This window comes from Nocardioides panacisoli (assembly GCF_019448235.1).
In the GTDB taxonomy this organism is placed as follows: domain Bacteria; phylum Actinomycetota; class Actinomycetes; order Propionibacteriales; family Nocardioidaceae; genus Nocardioides; species Nocardioides panacisoli_A.
Genome location: NZ_CP080409.1, coordinates 427378 through 449771, shown reverse-complemented (window position 1 = coordinate 449771; position 22394 = coordinate 427378). Strand labels below are relative to the sequence as shown.

General features: G+C 71.5%; 23 protein-coding genes and 2 tRNA genes. 11 read left to right on the top strand and 14 right to left on the bottom strand.

The features are described from left to right. Positions 1–68 precede the first annotated feature (68 nt). The 5 genes from KUV85_RS02200 to KUV85_RS02180 form a co-directional block, all read right to left on the bottom strand. A tRNA-Glu gene (locus KUV85_RS02200) sits at positions 69–141 on the bottom strand. A 95-nt stretch (positions 142–236) separates the two neighbouring features. Then, positions 237–308, bottom strand: a tRNA-Gln gene (locus tag KUV85_RS02195). A 55-nt stretch (positions 309–363) separates the two neighbouring features. Further along, entirely contained in the window at positions 364–1287 is a 924-nt protein-coding gene (locus tag KUV85_RS02190; RefSeq protein WP_219961586.1) for a CPBP family intramembrane glutamic endopeptidase, read from the bottom strand. Then, a complete protein-coding gene (gene gltX / locus KUV85_RS02185) occupies positions 1274–2752 on the bottom strand; it encodes a glutamate--tRNA ligase (RefSeq protein ID WP_219961585.1) in 1479 nt (492 codons plus the stop codon). The genes KUV85_RS02190 and gltX overlap by 14 nt, the downstream gene beginning before the upstream one ends. After that, positions 2749–3576 (bottom strand): fumarylacetoacetate hydrolase family protein, encoded by an 828-nt coding sequence (locus KUV85_RS02180; RefSeq protein ID WP_219961584.1) that lies wholly within the window; start codon positions 3574–3576, stop codon positions 2749–2751. Before KUV85_RS02180 ends, gltX begins: the two co-directional genes overlap by 4 nt. Positions 3577–3608: 32 nt before the next feature. Here KUV85_RS02180 and KUV85_RS02175 point away from each other — a divergent pair, with 32 nt between their 5' ends. Genes KUV85_RS02175 through KUV85_RS02165 form a run of 3 tightly spaced genes read left to right on the top strand, consistent with a single transcriptional unit; the run spans position 3609 to position 5110 of the window. Next, complete coding sequence (locus tag KUV85_RS02175) at positions 3609–4511, top strand: hypothetical protein (protein WP_219961583.1); 903 nt, start codon at positions 3609–3611, stop codon at positions 4509–4511. Next, entirely contained in the window at positions 4492–4812 is a 321-nt protein-coding gene (locus KUV85_RS02170; RefSeq protein ID WP_219961582.1) for a hypothetical protein, read from the top strand. The genes KUV85_RS02175 and KUV85_RS02170 overlap by 20 nt, the downstream gene beginning before the upstream one ends. Before the next feature lie 25 nt (positions 4813–4837). After that, positions 4838–5110 carry a hypothetical protein gene (locus KUV85_RS02165; RefSeq protein WP_219961581.1) on the top strand — a complete coding sequence of 91 codons (273 nt, stop codon included), beginning with the start codon at positions 4838–4840 and terminating at the stop codon, positions 5108–5110. Positions 5111–5607: 497 nt separating this feature from the next. On the opposite strand, the gene KUV85_RS02160 is transcribed toward KUV85_RS02165, so the two are convergent. From KUV85_RS02160 to KUV85_RS02150, 3 genes are all read right to left on the bottom strand, one after another. Continuing rightward, positions 5608–6162, bottom strand: coding sequence for an MOSC domain-containing protein (locus tag KUV85_RS02160; protein WP_219961580.1), 555 nt, complete (start codon positions 6160–6162; stop codon positions 5608–5610). A gap of 97 nt (positions 6163–6259) precedes the next feature. Next, positions 6260–7693, bottom strand: coding sequence for a glucose-6-phosphate dehydrogenase (gene zwf / locus KUV85_RS02155; protein WP_219961579.1), 1434 nt, complete (start codon positions 7691–7693; stop codon positions 6260–6262). 94 nt (positions 7694–7787) lie between these two features. Then, positions 7788–8351, bottom strand: coding sequence for a TetR/AcrR family transcriptional regulator C-terminal domain-containing protein (locus KUV85_RS02150; protein WP_219961578.1), 564 nt, complete (start codon positions 8349–8351; stop codon positions 7788–7790). Positions 8352–8480: 129 nt separating this feature from the next. Here KUV85_RS02150 and KUV85_RS02145 point away from each other — a divergent pair, with 129 nt between their 5' ends. The 7 genes from KUV85_RS02145 (at position 8481) to bioD (ending at position 14620) form a co-directional block, all read left to right on the top strand. Further along, positions 8481–9074, top strand: coding sequence for a biotin transporter BioY (locus KUV85_RS02145; protein ID WP_219961577.1), 594 nt, complete (start codon positions 8481–8483; stop codon positions 9072–9074). Then, positions 9071–9769, top strand: a complete 699-nt coding sequence (locus tag KUV85_RS02140) for an energy-coupling factor ABC transporter ATP-binding protein (RefSeq protein WP_219961576.1) — start codon at positions 9071–9073, stop codon at positions 9767–9769. Before KUV85_RS02145 ends, KUV85_RS02140 begins: the two co-directional genes overlap by 4 nt. 4 nt (positions 9770–9773) lie before the next feature. Continuing rightward, a complete protein-coding gene (locus KUV85_RS02135) occupies positions 9774–10403 on the top strand; it encodes a CbiQ family ECF transporter T component (protein ID WP_219961575.1) in 630 nt (209 codons plus the stop codon). Positions 10404–10475: 72 nt separating this feature from the next. Continuing rightward, complete coding sequence (gene bioB, locus KUV85_RS02130; RefSeq protein ID WP_219961574.1) at positions 10476–11540, top strand: biotin synthase BioB; 1065 nt, start codon at positions 10476–10478, stop codon at positions 11538–11540. A gap of 70 nt (positions 11541–11610) precedes the next feature. Then, a complete protein-coding gene (locus tag KUV85_RS02125) occupies positions 11611–12834 on the top strand; it encodes an adenosylmethionine--8-amino-7-oxononanoate transaminase (RefSeq protein WP_425299394.1) in 1224 nt (407 codons plus the stop codon). Continuing rightward, complete coding sequence (locus KUV85_RS02120; RefSeq protein ID WP_219961572.1) at positions 12831–13946, top strand: 8-amino-7-oxononanoate synthase; 1116 nt, start codon at positions 12831–12833, stop codon at positions 13944–13946. The genes KUV85_RS02125 and KUV85_RS02120 overlap by 4 nt, the downstream gene beginning before the upstream one ends. Beyond that, positions 13943–14620 (top strand): dethiobiotin synthase, encoded by a 678-nt coding sequence (bioD, locus tag KUV85_RS02115; RefSeq protein ID WP_219961571.1) that lies wholly within the window; start codon positions 13943–13945, stop codon positions 14618–14620. Before KUV85_RS02120 ends, bioD begins: the two co-directional genes overlap by 4 nt. Before the next feature lie 47 nt (positions 14621–14667). On the opposite strand, the gene KUV85_RS02110 is transcribed toward bioD, so the two are convergent. From KUV85_RS02110 to KUV85_RS02090, 5 genes are all read right to left on the bottom strand, one after another. Beyond that, positions 14668–15792, bottom strand: a complete 1125-nt coding sequence (locus tag KUV85_RS02110) for a M14 family zinc carboxypeptidase (RefSeq protein ID WP_219961570.1) — start codon at positions 15790–15792, stop codon at positions 14668–14670. Between the two features lie 88 nt (positions 15793–15880). Beyond that, entirely contained in the window at positions 15881–17296 is a 1416-nt protein-coding gene (locus tag KUV85_RS02105) for an amidase (RefSeq protein WP_219961569.1), read from the bottom strand. 28 nt (positions 17297–17324) lie between these two features. Further along, positions 17325–17876, bottom strand: a complete 552-nt coding sequence (locus KUV85_RS02100; RefSeq protein WP_219961568.1) for an NADPH-dependent FMN reductase — start codon at positions 17874–17876, stop codon at positions 17325–17327. A gap of 86 nt (positions 17877–17962) precedes the next feature. After that, complete coding sequence (cimA, locus tag KUV85_RS02095) at positions 17963–19579, bottom strand: citramalate synthase (RefSeq protein WP_219961567.1); 1617 nt, start codon at positions 19577–19579, stop codon at positions 17963–17965. Between the two features lie 209 nt (positions 19580–19788). Continuing rightward, positions 19789–21447, bottom strand: a complete 1659-nt coding sequence (locus KUV85_RS02090; RefSeq protein ID WP_219961566.1) for a serine/threonine-protein kinase — start codon at positions 21445–21447, stop codon at positions 19789–19791. Positions 21448–21559: 112 nt separating this feature from the next. On the opposite strand from KUV85_RS02090, the gene KUV85_RS02085 reads away from it, so the two are divergent. After that, positions 21560–21961: a VOC family protein gene (locus KUV85_RS02085; protein ID WP_219961565.1), complete on the top strand. Its 402-nt coding sequence runs from the start codon at positions 21560–21562 to the stop codon at positions 21959–21961. Positions 21962–21983: 22 nt separating this feature from the next. On the opposite strand, the gene KUV85_RS02080 is transcribed toward KUV85_RS02085, so the two are convergent. Next, positions 21984–22391 carry an MmcQ/YjbR family DNA-binding protein gene (locus KUV85_RS02080; RefSeq protein ID WP_219961564.1) on the bottom strand — a complete coding sequence of 136 codons (408 nt, stop codon included), beginning with the start codon at positions 22389–22391 and terminating at the stop codon, positions 21984–21986. Positions 22392–22394: the final 3 nt, after the last annotated feature.

The following is a 22394-nucleotide window of genomic DNA, read 5'->3' as shown; positions in this document are numbered from 1 at the left end:
GTGGGAGCCGAAACAGAGAAGCGGCCCCGCCCAGCGTTTCCGCTGGTCAGGGCCGCTTTTCTGACTTGTACCCCCGACCGGATTCGAACCGGCGCTACCGCCTTGAGAGGGCGGCGTGCTAGGCCACTACACAACGGGGGCGCTCGCTGGCTGGTGACCAGCCTGCGGAACTCTAGCGAGTGGCCGCCGAGCGGCCAAATCGAGGCCCTCGAGCGACGGTCTCCCGCCAGAACTCGCTGGGATACTAGGACTCGAACCTAGACTAACTGGACCAGAACCAGTCGTGCTGCCAATTACACCATATCCCACTGAAACACTGGTGTTTCGTCGCTCCGGATTGCTCCGGGGCAACGACGAAGAAGCCTACACGCGCCCGTTCGGCGGCTCCAAAACGGGCTCTCCCGTGCGGGTCCCGAGGCCGCGACGACGCGCCACCCACACGGTCAGCGCGACGAACGTGAGGGACTGGACCAGCGTCGTCGGCAACGTCGCCCAGCCCGAGGACGTGGGGTGCAGCGCCGAGTTCATGTCGCCGAACGCCAACGCCAGCGCGAAGGCCAGCCAGTTGTTCAGCACGTGCATGGCCACCGCCGCCTCGAGACCACCGGTCACGATGACCAGGACCCCGGCGACCAGCCCGAAGGCCAGTCGATCGACGAAGACGGGCGGATCCTGGGCACCGTGGGCGAGCGCGAACACGACCGCCGGCACCACCACGGCCAGGAGGATTCCGAGCCGGCCGGCGACCAGGCCGCCGAACGCCTGCGTGAGGTAGCCACGGAAGACGTACTCCTCCCCCGCTGCCTGCAACGGCGTCAGCAGCACGACGACGACCATGAACGCCGCCGTCTCCGAGGTGACGTCGTTGAGGGTGCCACCGACCGGCGCCGTCTCCTGCCGCGGGAGGTACGCCGCCACCACGACCGTCACGGTCAGCGCCGCGGCAGCCAGGCCGAGACAGGTGACGAACCAGCGCCAGCGCACCCGTCCCGCGACCGAGGTGACCCAGCCCCGCGGGATTCGGTGCACCACGCGCGCGATGAGGAACGCGAACGGGATCGCCACCGCCCAGACCAGGTTCACCCAGGCCAGGCCGGCCGGCGAGACCGGATCGGTCTCGATCGACACCCCGAGCGCCGAGGCGATGACGAACACCGGCAGCAGGACCAACTGTGCGCCCACTGCCACCAGCGAGCCGAGCACGAGTACGCCGAGCAGCACCCACAGCAGGTTCGTGCGGCCGAGGCGGTGCAGCTGGTGGAACCCCAAGGACTCAGACGAGGGCACGTTCCAGCCGTTCGAGGCTCCGGTTGCGGCCGAGCAGCTCCATGGACTCGAACAGCGGGGGGCTCACCCGCTTGCCCGTGACCGCGACCCGGACCGGACCGAAGGCCTTGCGGGGCTTGAGTCCCATGCCCTCGACCAGGGCCTGTTGCAGTGCTCCCTGGATGTCCTCGGTCGACCAGTGCGGCAGGTCCTGCAGTGCGTCGACCGAGGCCTGCACGACCTCGCGACCTGCCTCGTCGAGCATCTTGTCGGCGTCCGCCGCGTCGACGGTGAACTCGGTCTCCTCGACGAAGAGGAAACCGAGCATCGCGGAGGCCTCGGAGAGCTTGTTGATCCGTTCGGCCACGATGGGCATCGCCTGCTCGAGCAGCTGCGCGTCGGCGTCGTGCACCGGATCCCCGAGCACACCGTCGGCCTGGAGGAACGGGATCGCCCGACGAGTGATCTCCTCCACCGACAGCTGCCGCATGTGCGAGCCGTTGATGGCGTCCATCTTCTTCTTGTCGAATCGCGCCGGGTTGGGGTTGACGTCGCCGATCTCGAAGGCCGCCACCATCTCCTCGAGGGTGAAGACGTCACGGTCGGCGGCGATGGCCCAACCGAGCAGCGCCAGGTAGTTCAGCAGTCCCTCGGGCAGGTAGCCCTCGTCGCGGTAGGCCAGTGCATGCGCCTCCGGGTCACGCTTGGAGAGCTTCTTGTTGCCCTCGCCCATGACGTAGGGCAGGTGGCCGAACTGCGGGGTGGCTCGGGCGATGCCGAGCTCGATCAGGGCGTCGTACAACGCGATCTGGCGCGGGGTCGAGGAGAGCAGGTCCTCGCCTCGCAGCACGTGGGTGATCTCCATCAGCGCGTCGTCGACGGGGTTGACCAGCGTGTAGAGCGGGTCGCCGTTGGCGCGGCACAGCGCGAAGTCCGGCACGTGGGCGGTGTCGAAGGAGACCTCGCCGCGCACGAGGTCCTGCCAGCTGATGGTGCCCTCGGGCATGCGGAAGCGGACGACGCTGCGGCGCCCCTCCGCCTCGAACGCGGCGCGCTGCTCGTCGGTCAGGTCGCGGCAGTGGCCGTCGTAGCCCATGATCTTGGAGCCGGACGCCTTGCGCCGCGCGTCGACCTCCTCGGTCCGGCAGAAGCAGTCGTAGGTGTGGGCGGACTCGCGCAACCGCGCCAGCGCATCGGCGTAGAGGTCGGAGCGCTCGCTCTGCAGGTACGGCGCGTGCGGGCCGCCGACCTCGGGGCCCTCGTCCCAGTCCAGGCCGAGCCAGCGCATCAGCTCCAGCAGCGCGTTGTAGGACTCCTCGGTGTTGCGCGAGGCGTCGGTGTCCTCGATGCGGAACACGAACGTGCCGCCGTGGTGCCGGGCGAAGGCCCAGTTGTACAGGGCGGTGCGGACCAGGCCGACGTGGGGCGACCCCGTCGGACTGGGAGCCATGCGGACGCGCACGTTGCTGGTGCCTGCGGAGTTCATCGGCGTTCCTTCACGGTGTTGGTCAGTGCGCCGAGGCCCTCGATGGCGACCTCGACCTCGTCGTCGACCTGCATCGGCCCGACGCCCTCGGGCGTGCCGGTGAGGATGACGTCACCGGGCAGCAGCGTCATCACGCTGGAGACGTGGGCGACCAGGCTGGGGATGTCGTGGATCATGTCGGCGGTGGTGCCGTCCTGCACGACGTCGCCGTTGAGGAAGGTCTGCACCCGCTTGCCCTCGGCGAACGCCGCCGGGTCCAGGTCGGTCTCGATCCACGGGCCGAGCGGACAGAAGGAGTCGAAGCCCTTGGCCCGGGTGAACTGGACGTCGGAGCGCTGCAGGTCACGGGCCGTCACGTCGTTGGCGATGGTGTAGCCGTAGATGACGTCGGTGGCCTTCTCCACGGGCACGTCGCGGCAGATGCGGCCGATGACGACGGCCAGCTCGCCCTCGTACTGCACGTTCTCCGACTGCCGCGGGTAGAAGATCGGGTCGTCCGGCCCGACGACGCTGGTGTTGGGCTTGAGGAACATCAGGGGCTCTGCCGGCGCCTCGCCGCCCATCTCGGCGGCATGGGCGGCGTAGTTCTTGCCGATCCCCACCACCTTGCTGCGCGGCAGTACCGGGGCGAGGAACCGCACGTCGGAGGCCTTGTGCTCCTCCTCGAGCAGCTTGATGCCCATGTAGAGCGGGTCGCCGGCGAGGGTGACGATGACCGCGTCGTCGGGGAGCTGTCCGAACTCGTCCAGCTCGCCGCTGACGACGCCGTAGGCGGGACCCTCGTCGTCGGTCCGGGAGTCGGTGGTGAATCTCGCGATGCGCACCCGGTGAGCCTATCGACCTACGCTGGGTGGCCGTGAATGTGCAGCAGGCTCCGGTGCTGCCCGTCCAGGACTGGCGGGCCCGTGCGGCTGCGCACGCGGAGCGGATCGACGCCTACGTCGCTCCCCACCTCGCGCGGCGCCGGGCGAAGGTGAAGCATCCGGTCTTCGACTTCCTGTTCACCTACTACTCCCACCGCCCGGCGCAGTTGCGTCGGTGGCACCCGGGCTTCGGCGTCGCGCTCGCGGACGCGACGGCGTACGCCGACCTCAAGGGCTACGAGGTCGTCGACGATCACGCGACGGTCGGTGCGGCGTACATCGCCACCCAGCGTCCGTTGTTGGAGGCGCTGCGCCGACTGCTGGCCGCCACCGCTGGTCGGGCACCACACCTGGGGTGCTTCGGGCTGCACGAATGGGCGATGGTGCACCGGCTCGGCGAGGACGAGACGCGCCATGCCGACTGGCCGCTGCGCCTCGGGCCGGAGGGCACCGACGAGGTGGTGGAGTCCCACCGCATCACCTGCTCGCACTTCGACGCCTTCCGTTTCTTCACCGAGTCCGCGCGCGGCCTGAACACGCTCTCGCCGGGTCGCGACGACAAGGCCGCCTTCGAGCAACCGGGCTGCCTGCACGCCGGGATGGACCTCTACAAGCACGCCTTCCGGCTCTCGCCGATGGTCTGCTCGGACCTGGTCGCGGACTGCTTCGAGCTCGCGTGGGACATCCGCGTGATGGACATGCGTGCCGCGCCGTACGACCTCACCGACCTCGGCTTCGAGCCCATCCGGATCGAGACGCCCGAGGGCAAGCGGGAGTACGCCGACCTCCAGCGCCACTTCGCCGACCGCGCCGCTCCCCTGCGCCAACGCCTGATCGACGAGTGCGACCGCCTGCTCGCATGCCAGAGTGAACCTCATGGACCGCCCCCTCACTGATCGCGAACGTGCTGTGCTCGACGCGCTTCTCGCTGGGGAGTTCGAGGGCGCCGGCGCCATGCGCGAACAGCGGCAGGCTGCACGAGTAGTCGGGGTGTGCGGGTGCGGCTGCCCTAGCATCGACTTCGCTGTGTTCTCAGGCGTGGGCATGACCGTGCTGGTCGACGCCAACGTAGTGGGTACAGACGACGGCCTCTTCTTATTCGCAATGGGCGATCAACTCGGCGGGATCGAGTACGTCAGCAACTCCGACCAGATGGCAGCCGAACTGCCCGATCCGGCGCAACTTCAGATCTACTGACGATGCCTGCAGTTTGCGCACCGGGATGGACCTCTACAAGCACGCCTTCCGGCTCTCGCCGATGGTCTGCTCGGACCTCGTCGCGGACTGCTTCGAGCTCGCGCGGGACATCCGCGTGGTGGACATGCGTGCCGCGCCGTACGACCTCACCGACCTCGGCTTCGAGCTCATCCGGATCGAGACACCCGAGGGCAAGCGGGAGTACGCCGACCTCCAGCGCCACTTCGCCGACCGCGCCGCTCCCCTGCGCCAGCGCCTGATCGACGAGTGCGACCGCCTGCTCGCCGTCGAGCCCTGACAGGGGCGTCATCGGCGAGGCCGGCGGGCCACCGGCCACGCTGCGGGCGTCCTCCGGCGAATCCGATCGCCCAGGCGCCGAGCGTCAACGACGCAGGCATCCATCCCACCCAGACGAGAACGCTCATCGCGGCCGCCACGCTCTCGGCCCATCCCAGCGCCGCTGCGACCAATGAGGTCCCGGCCACGAAAGCGATGGTCAGCCCGGTCCACACGGCAGGCGCCCACCATCCGAAGACGCGTCGGTGGCCGTCCAGCGCAGCCCACGCCGTGGCCGTCATCGCTGCTGCCGCCAGTGACACGGACACGACAGCGACCCGTCGATCGGCGCCGACCGCAGCAGCAGCGACCAGCGGCACCACCACTGTGACGACTCCCAGTCCGCCCAGGCGGATAACGATGCCCTGCATGGCACCACCCTGCGGCGTCACCTTCGGGAGCGCATGAGTGCGCCTACTCAGCTCGACGCAGTCGGGACCGCCGCCCAGGAGCGTCGGCCTAGAGGCGCGTGACCTTGTCGCCGGGGCGCACCGTGCCGTCGGAGACCACGCGGGCATTGAAGCCGCGCAACCGCATCGCCTGGCCGGTCTCGGAGTTGACGAAGTCGAGCGCGTCCTGGCCGTAGCGGGCACGGAACTTGGCGCAGCCGTTGTGCGGCTTCTTGGTCACCTCGATGACGGCGTCCTCGCCGATCGCGATGCGCGTGCCGGTCGGCAGGTTCTCGTGGGAGAGGTCGAGGTCGAGGAAGAGCTGGTCGCCGGCCAGCGCCCACCGGTCGACGTCGTCGAAGGCGAGGAAGGAGGCCATCCGCGCACTCATGACGTTGATCTGGGCGTCCAGGTGGCGGCCGGACTCGATGGCGCGCGAGGTGGACCGGTCCAGCCAGTTGTCGCCGTCCAGGCCACCGTCCTGGCTCAGCGTGGCCTCGGTGAGCACCTCCCGCTCGTCGACCGCCGGACGGCGTACGACCATGTCCAGGGTGCCGACCTCGGCGGGCGCTTCCCGGAGGTGGGGCAGGTGGGCGTCGAGGGTGGCGGCGTCGCGGAACTCCATGGGCCCAGTCTGCCCCGTCCGGGAGCCGACCGCACCTGAGATCATCGCCACAGGAGGCCGGCGACGCCGCCCCGACGCAGCGACGGCGCGGGGCCCGTCACTCCCGCCAGGTGCGCTCGAAGGGCAGGCGCCAGGTGTGCGGCGCGATCAGGTCGTGGATCGCGTCGGGGCCCCAGCTGCCGCGCTCGTAGGGCAGGACGGGGGTGGGGTCCTCCAGCAGCGGCGTGGACACCTCCCAGAGCCGCTCGATCCCCTCCGCGGAGGTGAACAGCGTCTGGTCGCCACGGATCGCGTCGTAGATCAGCCGCTCGTAGGCCTCCAGGACCGAGCCGGCCCAGCCGGTCTCGGCCATCGCGAACTGCATCGAGAGCTTGTCCAGCACCATCCCCGGGCCGGGCCGCTTGCCGTAGAAGGACAGCGACATCTTCGAGGAGTCGGCCAGGTCGAACGTGAGGTGGTCCGGCCCCTTCTCCCCCAGCCCGGAATCGGCGGGGAACATCGACTTCGGCGGCTCCTTGAACGCGATGGAGATGATCCGCGTCCCCTCGGCCAGCCGCTTGCCCGTGCGCAGGTAGAACGGCACCCCGGCCCACCGCCAGTTGTCGATGAAGCACTTCATCGCGATGAAGGTCTCGGTGTCGGAGCCCGCCTCGACCCCCTCGTGGTCGCGGTAGCCGACGTACTGGCCCCGTACGACGTCGCCGGGGTCGACCGGCTGCATCGAGTGGAAGACCTTCGCCTTCTCGGTCTGGATGGCGCGCGGCGTGAGCGAGGTCGGCGGCTCCATCGCGGTGAACGCCAGCACCTGCGCCAGGTGGGTCACCACCATGTCCTTGTAGGCGCCGGTGTGCTCGTAGAACCCGACCCGGTCCTCGACCCCCAGGGTCTCCGGGACGTCGATCTGGATGTGGTCGATGTGGTTGCGGTGCCAGATCGGTTCGAAGAGGCCGTTGGCGAACCGGAACGCCAAGATGTTCTGGGCCGCCTCCTTGCCCAGGAAGTGGTCGATGCGGAAGATCTGGGTCTCGTCGAAGGTCTGGTGCAGCTCTCGGTTGAGCTCCCGCGCCGAGGAGACGTCGACCCCGAACGGCTTCTCCATCACGATCCGACTGCCCGGCACCAGGCCGGCCTCCTCGATCGTGGACACGACCGCCATCGCCGCACGCGGCGGCACGCTCAGGTAGTGCAGGCGCACGACGTCGTCGCCGCAGTCGGCCTCGACCCGGTCGACCACCTCGCGCAGGCCCTCGGCGCCGGCACGGGATCCGTGGAGCCGGCGCGCGAACTCCGGCCACGCCTCGGTGTCCCCGTCGTCGCCGGTGAACTCGTGCACGGCCTCGTGGGCGAGCTTGACGAACTCCTCGTCGCCCAGGTCGTGGCTGGCGACCCCGATGACCTGGAGCCGCTGGACCAGCCCGCTCTGGAAGAGGTGGAGCAGTCCGGGCAGGAGCTTGCGGCGGGCCAGGTCGCCGGTCGCGCCGAAGAGCACCACGGTGGTGGGTCGTACCGACGCCTCGGTCGCGTTGTCCATGCCGTCCACCCTGACCACACTGCCTCCACTCTGCATCGTCGGTGTTGCGCCGAGGATAGCGAGGAGTGAACACCCTCCGGGATGGTCGTCGGGCTCAGCCGGCCCCGGCCGGGAGGCCCATGCGCGTCGCCAGTCCGTCCAGGACCATCGAGAGCCCGACGGAGAAATCGAGCGAGGCGGGCGGGCCGACCTCCCCGTCCCCGGCGGACTGCTGCTGGGTCTGTTCGTCGGCCACGTGGCCGTAGACGTAGTGGAACAGGGTCCGCGCACCGACGCGGGCCACCTCGTCCTCGGCGCCTGCCCAGCGCAACGCACTCGCCATCCGGTTCATCGGTTCGGCGGCCCCGACGCCGAGCGACCGCGCCCGGGCCATGAGCGCCGCGCCGTCGCGGTGGGCGAGCATGATGTCGCGCAGCTCCACGCAGACCAGTCGCAGCTCGGCCTGCCAGGCCACGACCTCGGTGGGGCGCCGCCCGCGGTCGAGGACCTCGTCGGCCACCGCGCCGAGCAGGGCGTCCTTGCCCGAGAAGTGGTGGTAGAGCGCACTGGGTCGCACGCCGAGCGTGCCGGCGAGCCGGCGCATGGTCAGCGCCTCGAGCCCGACCTCGTCGAGCAGCCGCACTGCAGCGTCGACGACGTCTGCGCGGTGGTGTCCCATCTGCCTCCGTTCGCGACCGGCGCGGACCGTGCCGCGACCGACGTCGCGTGGTCCGCACCCGCACCGGCCGATCGGATCCTATAACCTGAACGACGTTCAGGACGTCCCTCGATCCCCTCCGGAGCCCCGATGAACCGCCGCAACCCCGCCGTCGACCTGGCACTGGTCGCCGGTTTCGCCGCCCTGATCGCCACCGTGGCGATCCTGCCCGACATCAAGACCGGCGTCGGCGTGCCGTTCTCGTTGCAGACCTTCGGCGTCCTGCTGGCCGGCGCCTGCCTGGGCCCCGTCCGCGGCTTCCTGGCCGTGTGCCTCTACCTGGCCGGTGGCGCGATCGGGCTGCCCATCTTCTCCGGCGGCGCCTCCGGCCTGGGCCACTTCACCGGCCCGACGGCCGGGTACCTGGTGGCGTTCCCGCTCGCCGCAGCGCTGTGCGGGCTGATCGTGTGGCGGGCGCGGCGACGGCGTACCGACTTCACGCTGGTGTTCACCGCCGGCCTGCTGAGCAGCTTCCTCTTCATCCACACGCTGGGACCGCTCAACCTCGCGTGGCGCGCGGACCTGGGACTGAAGGAGGCCTTCCTCATCGACACCCAGTTCTTCCCCGGTGACATCCTGAAGAACCTGGTGATGGCACTCGTCGCGACCTCGGTCCACCGCGCGTTCCCGGACCTGCTGGCCCGCCCGGCGGTGAGCGAGGAGCGGGAGACCAGCGCGGCGTGAGCGATCGCAGCATCGTCCTGGACCGGGTGTCGGTGACCGCGCCGACACCCGAGGGCGAGGTGCCCATCCTCGGCGAGACGACACGGGAGCTGACCGAGCACCGGATCGCCCTGATCGGGCCGAACGGGTCGGGCAAGTCCACCCTCGCGCGCCTGCTCAACGGCCTGGTCCACCCCACCACGGGCCGCGTCCGCGTCCACGGCCTCGACGTGGTCCGCCAGGGCCGGGAGGTACGCCGCCGCGTCGCGTTCGCGTTCACCGACCCCGCCGCGCAGCTGGTCATGCCGACCGTCGTCGAGGACGTCGCCCTGTCGTTGCGGCACCACCACAAGCGCAAGGAGGAGCGGACCGCCGCCGCGATGGAGGTGCTCGCCGAGCACGGGATCGCCGACCTGGCGCACCGCAGCGTGCACTCACTGTCGGGCGGCCAGCGGCAACTGCTCGCACTCGCGGGCGTGCTCGCGACCCGCCCGCGACTGCTGGTCGCCGACGAGCCCACGACGTTGCTGGACCTGGCCAACAGTCGTCGCATCGCCGAGATGCTCTTCGGGCTCGAGCAGCAGCTGGTGCTCGCCACCCACGACCTCGACCTGGCCGAGCGGTGCGAGCGGGCCCTGCTGGTCGACGACGGGGCCGTGGTGGCCGACGGCCGACCCGACGAGGTCGTCGCGCACTACCGCGCGACGGCACGGTGACGTCGTGGCGGTGAACCTCCTGGGTGCCTACCAGCCCGGCACCACGCTCCTGCACCGGATGCCGGCCGGGTGGAAGCTGGTCGCCCTCGCCGTGCTCAGCCTGCTCACCGTCGTGCTCCGGTCCGCTGCGACCTCCGGGGCGGTGCTGGCCCTGGCCGTGCTCCTGCTCGTGGTCGCCCGGGCCCGCCCGGCCACCGTGTTCGGCAACGTGCGCGGGCTGCTGATCGTGCTCGCACTACTGGCGGCGTACCAGTCGTGGCAACGCGGCCCCGAGCACGCCTTCACCGTGGTCGGCGCGCTCGCCGCACTGGTGCTGTTGGCGACGGTGCTGACGATCACCACCTCGGTGGACGAGCTGCTCGACACCATCACCGCAGCCCTGCAGCCGTTCCGCCGCATCGGCGTGGACCCCGAGCGGGTGGCACTCGCGTTCGCGCTGATGATCCGTGGCGTCCCGACGACACTGGAGATCGCCTCCGAGACCCGGCAGGCGGCGCTGGGTCGTGGCCTGGACCGGAACCCGCGGGCCTACCTGACGCCGATGGTGATCCGGGTCGTGGCCCACGCTCGCGCCACCGGCGAGGCACTGCACGCGCGCGGGATCAGCGACGACCGCAGCGATCCCACCGACTGAGCCGACTGTCCGCCGCCCTCGCCCGCGACGTAACCTGAACACCGTTCAGTATTTGCCGACGCGGGGAGAGTCATGACCACACAGTTCGACCGGATCGCCGACCGCATCCTCGACGGCGACGCCGCGACGCCGGCCGACGCGCTCGCGGCACTGCGCGCCGACGACGCCGAGTTGATGGCCCTCGTCGCGGCCGCCGGCCGGTTGCGCCGCAAGCACTTCGCCAACACCGTCAAGGTCAACTACCTGGTGAACCTCAAGTCCGGGCTCTGTCCGGAGAACTGCAACTACTGCTCCCAGGCGCTCGGTTCGGACGCCCAGATCCTCAAGTACTCCTGGCTCGACACCGACGAGACGCTGCGACAGGCCGGAGCCGGACTGCGGGGCGGCGCATCCCGCGTGTGCCTGGTCGCCTCGGGGCGGGGACCGAGCGAGCGCGACATCGACCGGGTCACCGAGATGACCAGGGCGCTGAAGGACGAGCACGCCGACGTCGAGGTGTGCGCGTGCCTGGGCCTGCTCAAGGAGGGCCAGGCGGAGCGACTGAAGGACGCCGGCGTCGATGCCTACAACCACAACATCAACACCGCCGAGTCCAACCACGACAACGTCGTCACCACCCACACCTACGGCGACCGCGTCGACACCATCGACAAGGCCAAGCACGCCGGCCTCTCCCCCTGCTCGGGACTCATCGCCGGTCTCGGGGAGAGCGACGAGCAACTGGTCGAGGCGCTCTTCGCGCTCAAGGAGCTCGACTCCGACTCGATCCCGGTGAATTTCCTGATGCCCTTCGACGGGACGCCCCACCACAACACCTGGGAGCTCGCACCCACCCGCTGCGTCAAGATCCTCGCCATGGCGCGGTTCGTCTGCCCCGAGGCCGAGATCCGGATCGCCGCCGGCCGGGAGATGCACCTGCGCTCGCTGCAGGCCGTGGCGCTCCAGGTCGCGAACTCGATCTTCCTCGGCGACTACCTCACCTCCGAGGGGCAGGACGCGAAGGCCGACATCGCGATGCTCAAGGACAGCGGGTTCGTCATCCTCGGCGCCGAGGACGCCCTCGACGAGGACCGCGAGGGTCGCGACCCGGCGATCCGACACCGTGGCGCCGGCACGCAGGCGCCGGCCAACGCGTAGTCCGATGCACACCTCGGCGCCCGACCTCCTCGCGTCCGACCGCGCGCACCTGTGGCACCCCTACACCTCGATGACCGACCCGACGCCGGTCCGGCTGGTGACGCGGGCCAGCGGCGCGCACCTCCGGGTCTCGACAGGCTCGACCACCGAGATCGACGTCGTCGACGGCATGTCTTCGTGGTGGGCAGCGATCCACGGCTACCGCCACCCCGTGCTCGACGCGGCGGTGCGCGAGCAGGTGGACTCCTTCGCCCACGTCATGTTCGGCGGCCTGACCCACGAGCCGGCGGTCCGGCTCGGCGAGCGCCTGGTCGAGATCACCCCCGACGGCCTCGAGCACGTCTTCCTGGCCGACTCCGGCTCGGTCGGGGTCGAGGTCGCCCTGAAGATGGCCCTGCAGTACCAGCGAGGCCGGGGCCGCCCCGAGCGCACCCGGATGCTGACCACCTTCGGCGGCTACCACGGCGACACCTTCGACTGCATGAGCGTCACCGACCCGGTGGGCGGCATGCACACGATGTGGCGCGGGCTGCTGCCCGAGCAGGTCTTCGGGCCGCGTCCACCGGGTTCCCCCGCCGACGTCGGCGCGTGGGCCGAGGAGATGGAGCGCCTGGCAGCGCGCCACGCGCACGAGCTGGCCGGCATCGTGATCGAGCCGCTGCTGCAGGGCGCCGGTGGCATGCACCCCTACCCCGCGGCATGCGTGCGCGTCCTGCGCGAGATCGCCGACGAGCACGACCTGGTGCTGGTCCTGGACGAGATCGCCACCGGCTTCGGCCGCACCGGCACGCTCTTCGCCTGCGACGCCGCGGGCGTGGTGCCCGACGTGTTGTGCTTGGGCAAGGCGCTGACGGGCGGCTACCTGACCGCAGCCGCAGTGGTGGCCACTCCCGAGGTCGCACGGGCGATCTCCGGGACGGAGTCCGGCGTACTCATGCACGGTCCGACCTTCATGGGCAACCCGCTCTCGTGTGCCGTGGCACTGGCCAGCATCGACCTCCTGCTCGCCGGCGACTGGCAGGGCACCGTGGCGCGGATCGAGCGCCGGCTCGCCGACGGCCTCGCCCCGCTGCGCGACGCCCACGGCGTCGCCGACGTCCGCACGCTCGGTGCGGTCGGGGTCGTCCAGCTGGAGGAGCCCATCGACGTGGTGGCCGCCACCGATGCAGCACTGGCCGCCGGGGCGTGGCTGCGCCCCTTCCGCGACATGGTCTACGCGATGCCGCCGTACGTGTGCACCGATGAGGACCTGGACACCGTCGTGGCGGGGATCCACGCGGCGGTGCGGGCATGACGTGGCAGGCCTGGCTGGCCGAGCGGGCCGCCGAACGTGACCGGTCCGGCCTCACCCGGCGCCTCGTGGTCCGTGACGGCTCCGCGGGGCTCCTCGACCTCGCCGGCAACGACTACCTCGGACTCGCGCAGGACTCCGAGGTACGCCGTGCAGCCGCCGAGGCGGCCCTGGCGTGGGGTGCCGGCGCCGGGGCCTCCCGCCTCGTGACCGGCACGCTGCCGGTGCACGACGAGCTCGAGCGCTCCCTCGCCGACTACACCGGCCAGGAGTCGGGCCTCGTCCTGTCCAGCGGGTACGCCGCCAACCTGGCCGCGGTGACGGCACTGGCGGACCGCTCGACCCATGTGATCTCCGACGCCCACGTCCACGCCTCCCTCATCGACGCGGTCCGTCTCTCGCGGGCGGAGGTGAGCATCGTGGAGCACAACGACGTCACAGCAGTCACCGAGGCACTGGGGCGTGACGCGGAGCGCACGCTCGTGGTCGTGGAGTCGGTCTACTCCGTGCTCGGCGACGCCGCGCCACTGGTCGACCTCGCCGAGGCGTGCCGGGCCCGAGGCGCCCTGCTGCTGGTCGACGAGGCGCACGGCCTCGGGGTCCGGGGGCCCGGGCTGGTCGCGGAGCTGGGGCTGGCGGGCCTCCCGCACGTCCTGGTGACGGCCACACTCTCCAAGGCCCTGGGCAGCCAGGGCGGGATCGTGCTCGGCACGCGGGCGGTCCGGGAGCACCTGGTCAACACCGCGCGGCCCTTCATCTTCGACACCGCGCTGTCCCCTGCTGCCACCGCGGCGGCGCACGCGGCGCTGGACATCGCACGGGAACGCCCCCACCTGGCGAGGCGGGTCGCGGGGCGGGTGCGCGACCTCGCCGGGAGGCTCGGCGTGACCGCCCCGGACGGAGCGGTGCTGTCGGTGCCGATGCCCTCTCCCGAACGGGCCGTCGCGGCACGTGACGCGGCTGCTGCGGCGGGCCTGCGGGTCGGCTGCTTCCGGCCACCCTCAGTGCCCGACGGGATCTCCCGCCTGCGGGTGACCGTCAACGCCGGCATCGACGCCGGGGACTGGGAACGTGCGGCCGACGTACTGCAGTCGGTCGTCAAGGAGTTCGGATGACGCGCGTGGTCGTCGTCACCGGGACCGACACCGACGTGGGCAAGACGATCGTGACCGCAGCGCTGGCCGCGGTCTCGCCGCCCGACACCCTCGTGGTCAAGCCCGTCCAGACCGGGATGATCGATCCCGCCGAGCCGGGTGACGCGACCACGGTCGAACGGCTCACCGGACGGGGAGCGCAGACCTTCGTGGTGCTCGACGACCCGCTGGCGCCGGACACCGCGGCCCGCCGACAGGGGGTCTCCCTGCCCGCCGTGGCCGCGCACGCGCAACGGGTCCGGGAGCTCGCCGCCTCCCACGACCGCGTGGTCGTCGAGGGCGCCGGCGGCCTCCTCGTCAGGCTCGATGCCGAGGGCGGCACGCTGCTCGACCTGGTCTGCGAGCTCACCGACCACGGGGTCGCGGTCGAGGTCGTCGTGGTCTGTCGCGCCGACCTCGGAACCCTGAACCACACCGCGCTCACCGTCAGTGCGCTGCGCGGCCGGGGCATCGAGCCCCACGGCCTGGTGATCGGCTCCTGGCCGGCTGCCCCCGGCCTGGCGGAGACGACCAATCGCGCGGACCTGTCGCGGACCAGTGGGGTCCCCCTCCTCGGCGTGGTCCCCGCCGGTGCCGGGACGCTGCCGCGGGAGGAGTTCCTCGACAGCGCCCCGACCTGGTGGGCAGGGGGCTGAACGGCGGCCACGTCACGCGCGGCCGCCGCAGCCCGCCTACGCGTGCCTCACTCGTGCGGGTTGGGCACCGAGTCGCCGCGCTCCCGGATCGTGTCGGCGGGCTCGGTGCTGCGCGTGAACAGCGACCCGTCGGCAGCCGCCGAGAGCACGCTCATGCCGGCGATGTAGGCCTGCTTGGCCAGGTAGCCGCGCGACTTCTGGCCGATGCCACCACGGGCCTCGTAGAGGACCGACCCCGAACCGAGCAGGCCGTAGGCGTTGCGCGCGATGCCCGGTGTCGTCGTCCCGGGGTAGCGAGTGATGTTGGCGTGGCCGAGGTCATTGAGGTTCACCAGCATCTCCGAGACCACGCGCTTGGACAGCGTGACCGTCTCCGCGAACTCCTCGGAGATCCCGAGGTTCTCCGCCTCCTCCTCGGCGTTGGGCCACATCACCGACCCGGTGATCATCCGGCCGTCGTCGTCGACGTAGGTGCCCTGGTGGTGGAAGTCCACCGAGAACTCCGGCTGGCGCTCGTCCCAGAGCAACCGCATCGCGATCGCCTCCGGCACCGGGTTGTTGGTGTCCGGCCCGGGCTCGTAGGGGTGGTCGTAGGCGCTCTCGGTGTAGGAGTGGTAGCGGTTGATGTCGTAGCCGCGTCCGTCGGCGTAGAAGCCGCAGAAGGCGGGGCAGTCGGTGTCGAAGTTCTGCCGCCACGGCGTGGTGTTGCCGGCGAGGTCCACCACGTCGGCGTCGAAGCCATCGACGTTGACCCGCGGCACGATCGTCACCGTCAGGTTCTCGCGGATCTCCCGCGCGGAGGCCGAGTTGCCGGCGAGGGCGCGCACGACCTCGACCATGCCGGTGCTGACGACGTACTCGTTGCCGTGCTGGTTGGCGATGAACATCACCGAGGTCGGTCCGTCACCGACGGTCACCACGGGGATGTCGCGGCCGGTGTTGGACTGCAGCGGTGCCGGCTCGACGCTGAAGGTGCCCTTGGCGCGCTTCTCGATCGACTCCAGGGTGCCCCACAGCTGCTCGTAGCTGTGGATCGAGCTGAGGTTCTCCTTGTCGTTGGGCGGCCACGGCCCGTTGGGGGTCGTGGTCGGATCCGCCTGGGACGAACCGGCGAGCAGCAGGGGGCCGGCGATGGCGACTGCGGCCGCCGCGGCGAGGACGCGCTTCTTCACGGAGGACACCTCCCGATAGGTGACAGGGTCCGCTCAGTCAGTCACGTCGCGCACCGCCCGTCAATGCCTACCTCGGGGTAACCGCCTGTCACCACCCCGGCGGGGTGTGGCCGCGCCACGGGTGCGCCCGCTCGACCTGTGCCGACAGCGAGAGCAGCAGCTCCTCCTCCGCCGGTCGCGCGGCGAGCATCATGCCGATCGGCAGGCCGTTCGCGCTCTGGTGCAGGGGAAGCGAGATCGACGGCATCCCGGTGACGTTCCACGCACTGGTCCAGGGCGTGAAGCGCTTCTGCGCCGCGAAGTCGGCCGCCGGGTCGGCGTCGTTGCGGATCGCACCGACCGGCAACGGTGGCGTCGCCACCGTCGGGGTCAGGACGGCGTCGTACGGCGCCAGCGCGACCAGCGCCTCGGCCGCGTGCCGCCGCAGGGCACCGATCGCGAGGCCGAACTCGGGTCCGCTCCGCGCCTCGCCGCGTTCGCCCAGCCATCGGGTCAGCGGCCGGACCTGGGCACGTTGGTCGGCATCCAGTGGCACCGTCGACAGGGCGGTCAGCACCTCCCAGCAGGTCTCGAAGTCGGCCACGGCGTCGCGGCTGATCGGCACCGGCACGTCGGTCACCGAGTGCCCCAGGTCAGCGAGCATCCGGGTGGTCTCGTCGAAGGCCGCACGGACCTCGGGGTCGACCTGGGCATCGGCGATGATCGGCTCGACCAGCGCACCGATACGCAGCCGCCCCGGCTCACGCTGCGTGGCCCCCAGGAAGGTGCCGGAGGGCTCCGGCGCCCACGACGGGTCGCCCTGCCACCGACCGGCGAGCACGTCGAGGAGCGCCGCGGCGTCGGCCACGGTGCGCGCCAGCGTGCCGTTGGTCGCCAGGCCGACCGGGTCGCCGTACATCGGGAAGCCGCTGATCCGGCCGCGCGTGGGCTTGAGCCCGACGATGCCGCAGCACGACGCCGGGATCCGGATCGAGCCGCCCCCGTCCGAACCCTGCGCGACCGGCACCAGCCCGGCCGCGACCGCGGCGGCCGCTCCCCCGCTGGATCCGCCTGCCATGCGGTCGCGGTCCCACGGCGTCACCGCCGGCGGCCGTCCCTCCGGCTCGGTGTAGCAGGGCGAGCCGAACTCGGGCGTGCTGGTCTTGCCCAGGCTCACCAGTCCCGCCTCGTCCAACGCCAGGGTGACGGCGTCGGAGACCTCGGGCACGTAGCCGCGGAAGACGGGCGACCCGAACTCCGTCGGCACGCCGCGGGTCAGGTTCAGGTCCTTGATCGCCGTCGGTACGCCGGCCAGCGGCGAGGCGCCCTCGCCGACCGGACCGATCGAGGCGATCTCGAAGGCGCGCTGACGGGCGAGGTCGTCGCCGAGATGCACGAACGCGCCCACGTCGTCGAGACGGTGGGCGCGTTCGAGGTAGTGCTCGGTGAGCTCGACCGGGGTGATGTCCCCGGCTCGGATCCGGTCCCCCTGCTCGAGGGCGGTCAGGTCGTGGAGTTCACTCACGATCCGACCGTACCGGTCCTCGCGGGACTCAGGCCGCGGCGGCGTCCGGGTCGAAGTCGACCAGTTGCTGCACGGCGGCCCGCAGCGTGCGGTGCACCTCGGTGTCGGCCAGCACGTCGACCTCGACGCCCGGCTGCGACACCGTCACGTCCTCGACGATGACGGCTCCGGCGATCTTCGCCGAGTGCAGCGTGTGCTCGTGGGCCCACTTGCCGCCGTACGGCGTCGGGGTGGTGCCGATGACCGCGAGCGGGGTGCCCTGCACCGCACCGTCGCCGTAAGGCCGGGAGAGCCAGTCCAGCGCGTTGTTGAGCACCGCCGGCATGGTGCCGTTGTACTCCGGCGTCACCACGAGCACGCGGTCGGCCTCGTCGACGCGGTTGCGCAGCAGCGTGGCGGCCTCGGGGGCGGTGTCGGCGTCGAGGTCCTCGTTGTAGAACGGCACGTTCTCGAGCCCGTCGACGATGTCCAGGACGACGCCCTCGGGAGCGTCGTCGCGCAGCGCCTCGGCGAGCTGTCGGTTGACGGAGTCGGCGCGCAGGCTGCCGACCAGGACGGCGATACGAGTCGTTGCGGTCATGATGGTGGCAACGTCAACCAACTGCCGGGTGTTTCCGCCCGGCACGGTGGCATGGCTCACACCGGCCCCGTCGGACCCCGGTCCGCTCAGTCGGTGTGGTGCCGCACCAGCCCGTAGGTGAAGCCGTCCATGAGCGCGTCCCAGGACGCCTCGATGACGTTGGCGCCGACGCCGACCGTGACCCAGGAGGTCGCACCGTCGCTGGTCTCGATCAGGACCCGGGTGACCGCATCGGTGCCGTGGCCCTGGTCGAGGATGCGGACCTTGAAGTCGATCAGCTCGAACTTGGCAATCTCGGGGTAGGCCTGTCCGATGGCCGAGCGCAGCGCCTGGTCGAGCGCGTTGACCGGGCCGTTGCCCTCCCCGGTGACCACGTACCGCACACCGGCGGCCAGCAGCTTCACCGTCGCCTCCGAGACCGCTTCCTCGTCCTCGCGCGCGTGGGTGAGGGTCTCGGTGATGACCCGCCAGGACTCGACCTCGAAGTAGGACGGCGGACGTCCCTCCACCTCGGCCATCAGCAGCAGCTCGAAGGAGGCGTCGGCGGCCTCGTAGGTGTAGCCGACGGCCTCACGCTCCTTGACCTTCTCGGTGATGCGGGTGACCAGGTCGCGGTCCTCCCCCAGGTCGTAGCCGAGCTCCTTGCCCTTGAGCTCGATCGTGGCGCGGCCGGCCATCTCCGAGACCAGCAGCCGCATGTCGTTGCCGACGCCGGCCGGGTCGGTGTGCTGGTAGAGGTCGGGGTCGACCTTGATGGCGCTCGCGTGCAGGCCGGCCTTGTGGGCGAAGGCCGAGCTGCCGACGTACGGCTGCCGCGAGGTGGGCGGCACGTTGGTGACCTCCGCGACGGCGTGGGCGATGCGGGTGGCCTCCCCCAGCAGTCCCGGCGGCAGGACCTGCCGGTCGAGCTTGAGCTCGAGGTTGGCGACCACGTTGACCAGGTCGGCGTTGCCGGTGCGCTCGCCGTAGCCGTTGATGCAGCCCTGCACGTGGGTCGCGCCGGCGTCGATCGCCGCCAGCGAGTTGGCCACGGCGCAGCCGGAGTCGTTGTGGGCGTGGATGCCGACCCGGACCCCGGTGGACTCGATGACGTCGTGCACGGCGTCGGCCATCCACGCCGGGAGCATGCCGCCGTTGGTGTCGCACAGCGCGATCACGTCCGCGCCGGCGTCGTACGCCGTGCGGAGCACCTCCAACGCGTAGTCGCGGTTGTCGGTGTAGCCGTCGAAGAAGTGCTCGGCGTCCAAGAAAACCTGCTGCCCCTCGGCCCGCAGGTGACCCACGGTGTCGCGGATCATCGCGAGGTTCTCCTCCAGGGTGGTGCGCAACGCCTTCTCCACGTGCTTGTCGTGGGACTTCGCGACCAGCGTCACCACCCCCGCGCCGGAGTCGCGCAGCGCCGCGACCATCGGGTCGTCGGCGGCCCGCATGCCCGCGCGCCGCGTGGAGCCGAAGGCGGCGAGCCGCGCGTGGCGCAGGTCCAGCTCGTCGACCGCGCGGCGGAAGAACTCGGTGTCCTTGGGGTTCGACCCCGGCCAGCCACCCTCGATGTAGCCCACGCCCAGGTCGTCGAGCTGGCGAGCGATCGACAGCTTGTCCGCCACGGAGAGGTTGAGGCCCTCCTGCTGGGCGCCGTCACGCAGCGTCGTGTCGTAGACGTGGAACGCGCCGTGGAGGTCCAGGGCGCTGGCGTCGGTGCTCATCGGTGTCCTCGTTCACTCGGAGGGATCGCTGGTCGATTCGGTTGTCCGGGACCGACGAGGTCGGGACCCCGGGGCAAAAGAAAAACCTCCCGGATACGAGAGGTCGGCGCGTCGGGCAGGTGCTCGACGCGCTAGGTAATGATGCGGATGCTCACGGGTGCCACGCCTCCATCCTGCCACGGTCCACCTCGTTCGGCACCCGATGTCCTTCAGCCGAGACCGAAGGGGGCGCCGGCGGCCGGGAACCACGACGTGCCCCCGACGGCGCTCAGTGCGCCGAGCGCCCCCGCGGCCAGCGCCAGCACTCCGCAACCGATCGCGCATCCGACCGGCCGCCGCGCGACCGGGCGTACGACGCGCGAGAGCGGGTTGCGCAGGCGCAGCGCCCCGGGGCCCGGCCACAGCGCAACGGCGGCCACGGTGCCCGCCGCGAACAGGGTGAGTGTCGGGTCGAAGCCCAGGACGGCACCGACCACGCCCGCCGCCACCCCGAGCCCCGCCGACCACAGCACCAGGGCGGCCGTGCCCACGGTGCCCCGCAGGAGGTGCCACGGCGTGGTCAGCAGGCCGCGGGGGGCGTCGTACCACTTCGGGCCGCGGAGCGTGCGCAGCTCCATCGCCGCCGACGCGGTGAGGGAGGCACTGCGAACCAGCCACACCGTCGCGGCCACCGCGACGGCCGTGACGTAGGGCGCGGCGGCGACCCCGGCACCGACCACGACGGCGGCGAGGACGAGGAGCACCGCGCGGCGCGCCCGCTCGGCGACGCCGATCCGGGCGGGGGCGAGGGCACGCTCGTCCCAGTCCCGCTCCCACTCGGCCACCGCGTCGGCGCCGAGCTCGCGCCCTGACTCCCCGGGTGGTTCGACGCTCGTCGGCACCGGTCGGGCTCCCGGCGGGGGCGGGGGCCAGGCGCCGGGACCGCTCAGCACGCGGGTGCGCGGCGGCGGGTCCTCCACCGCGGTCGGCGGCACCGGCGAGCCCGCCGCCGCGATGGCCAGCGGCAGGGTGAAGTCGTCGTCGGTCGCGGTGTCGACCGGGGGCGGCACCGGCGCTCGCTCCGGCTGCGTGCTCAGCGGGCGGAGCCAGGCCAGGAGCTCACGCAGGATCGGGCGCGCAAGCGGGTCAGGGTCGAGCGCGGCCGCGACGACGTCGGCCAACGGACCGCTCATCCCCGTCAGGTCGTGGTCACCGCGGCGCGTGCGGTCCATGACGGCCATCGACGGCCCCCGGCCGAACGGGTTGTGGCCGGTGGCGGCCCACGCCACCGTGGCCGCCCAGGCGTGGACGTCGGCCGCCGGCGTCGGGGTGTCGCCGTGCAGGATCTCGGGGGCCAGGTAGCCCGGCGTACCCAGCAGCCAGCCGGTCTGGGTCAGCCGCGAGTCGTCGGCGACCCGTGCGAGGCCGAAGTCGATCAGGATCGGCGTACGACCCTCCATGAGCACGTTGGAGGGCTTGACGTCGCGGTGCAGCACCCCGGCCGCGTGCACGGCACCGATGCCCTCGGCCAGGCACCCCGCGAACCACAGCAGGTCCGGGCCCTCCACGGGTCCCTCCTTTCCGACGTGGTCGTGCAGCGACAGTCCCGGGACGTAGCGGGTGACGACGTAGGGCACCTCCCCCCACGGGTCCGCGTCGAGGATCTCGGCCACCCACGGGCTCCGCACCCGCTCCAGGGAGCGGATCTCGCGGGCGAACCGGTGACGGGCCTCCTCGTCGCCGACGACGTGGGGACGCAGCAGCTTCAGCGCCACCCGACGACCGTCGTGGTGCCGCGCCAGGTGCACGATGCCCATCCCGCCCTCACCCAGGCGGGTCTGCACCGTGTAGTCCCCCACGACCAGGGGCTCGCTGGGCTGCGTCGTCACGACCACGAGGGTACCCACGGAGAGGGTCCCCACCCCTCTGTTCGGGTAGTGCGGCACGGGTGTGTCCGGCCGAGAATGACGAGGGAACCCACCGCCGACCCGAGGGGGCGCCATGCCGGACTTCCCAGCGATCTCGCACGCCGCGGTCACCGTGAGTGACCTCGCCCGCAGCACCGAGTGGTACTCCGCCCTGTTCGGCGCCGACCCCGTGCTGGACGAGGACGAGGACAAGGGCGCCTACCACCACACCGTGTGGGCCCTGCCCGGCGGACAGCTCTTCGGCATCCACGCCCACCGCGCCGCCGGAGGCGCCGCGTTCGACGAGACCAGCGTCGGCCTGGACCACCTCGCCTTCAGCTGCGCGACCCGCGCCGACCTCGAGTCGTGGGTGTCCCGGCTCGACGAGCTCGGCATCGGCCACGACGGGATCGACGACCAGCACTACGGGTCCGGGGTCTCCTTCCGCGACCCCGACGGCATCGCCCTGGAGTTCTTCGCCCCGCCCGGCGGCTGACCCGTCTCGGCTGCAGCCGGGCTCAGCCCTCGGCGGCCGCGTCGAGTCGCGCGAGCAACCTCGGCGTGGCCACGCGCCGGTACGACGCGTCCACCAGTTCGGCGACCTCGGTCCAGTCCACGCCGGGGGCGGCGAGGTCGAGGGCGCGGGCGCCGTACGGTCCCCAGTAGGCGGGGACGAGGAACCGCTCGTCCTGCTCGATCGCGGGCAGGTCGACGGCATCGGGCAGGAACACCAGGGCGCTGGGCACCTGGCGGTGCTCACCCGGTCGCAGCTTCTCCGAGGCGCCGAACGCTGCGAACACCTTGGCGGCGCGGAACGTCGGTCGGCCGTGGGAGACGCGCTCCTCGGCGGCCGGGTAGGCCAGGCAGATCTCGCGGAGCTCGGCCAGCCCCGGGTCGTCCTCGCTGAACATCACCTCGTGGGGCACGGC

Bases quoted from the DNA above. Each gene is read 5' to 3' on its own strand.
- gltX (WP_219961585.1), bottom strand. From the start codon at position 2,752: ATGAACTCCGCAGGCACCAGCAACGTGCGCGTCCGCATGGCTCCCAGT.
- KUV85_RS02170 (WP_219961582.1), top strand. From the start codon at position 4,492: ATGGACCGCCCCCTCACTGATCGCGAACGTGCTGTGCTCGACGCGCTT.
- KUV85_RS02165 (WP_219961581.1), top strand. From the start codon at position 4,838: ATGGACCTCTACAAGCACGCCTTCCGGCTCTCGCCGATGGTCTGCTCG.
- KUV85_RS02160 (WP_219961580.1), bottom strand. From the start codon at position 6,162: ATGGAGTTCCGCGACGCCGCCACCCTCGACGCCCACCTGCCCCACCTC.
- zwf (WP_219961579.1), bottom strand. From the start codon at position 7,693: ATGGACAACGCGACCGAGGCGTCGGTACGACCCACCACCGTGGTGCTC.
- KUV85_RS02150 (WP_219961578.1), bottom strand. From the start codon at position 8,351: ATGGGACACCACCGCGCAGACGTCGTCGACGCTGCAGTGCGGCTGCTC.
- KUV85_RS02145 (WP_219961577.1), top strand. From the start codon at position 8,481: ATGAACCGCCGCAACCCCGCCGTCGACCTGGCACTGGTCGCCGGTTTC.
- bioB (WP_219961574.1), top strand. From the start codon at position 10,476: ATGACCACACAGTTCGACCGGATCGCCGACCGCATCCTCGACGGCGAC.
- KUV85_RS02125 (WP_425299394.1), top strand. From the start codon at position 11,611: ATGACCGACCCGACGCCGGTCCGGCTGGTGACGCGGGCCAGCGGCGCG.
- KUV85_RS02120 (WP_219961572.1), top strand. From the start codon at position 12,831: ATGACGTGGCAGGCCTGGCTGGCCGAGCGGGCCGCCGAACGTGACCGG.
- bioD (WP_219961571.1), top strand. From the start codon at position 13,943: ATGACGCGCGTGGTCGTCGTCACCGGGACCGACACCGACGTGGGCAAG.
- KUV85_RS02100 (WP_219961568.1), bottom strand. From the start codon at position 17,876: ATGACCGCAACGACTCGTATCGCCGTCCTGGTCGGCAGCCTGCGCGCC.
- cimA (WP_219961567.1), bottom strand. From the start codon at position 19,579: ATGAGCACCGACGCCAGCGCCCTGGACCTCCACGGCGCGTTCCACGTC.
- KUV85_RS02085 (WP_219961565.1), top strand. From the start codon at position 21,560: ATGCCGGACTTCCCAGCGATCTCGCACGCCGCGGTCACCGTGAGTGAC.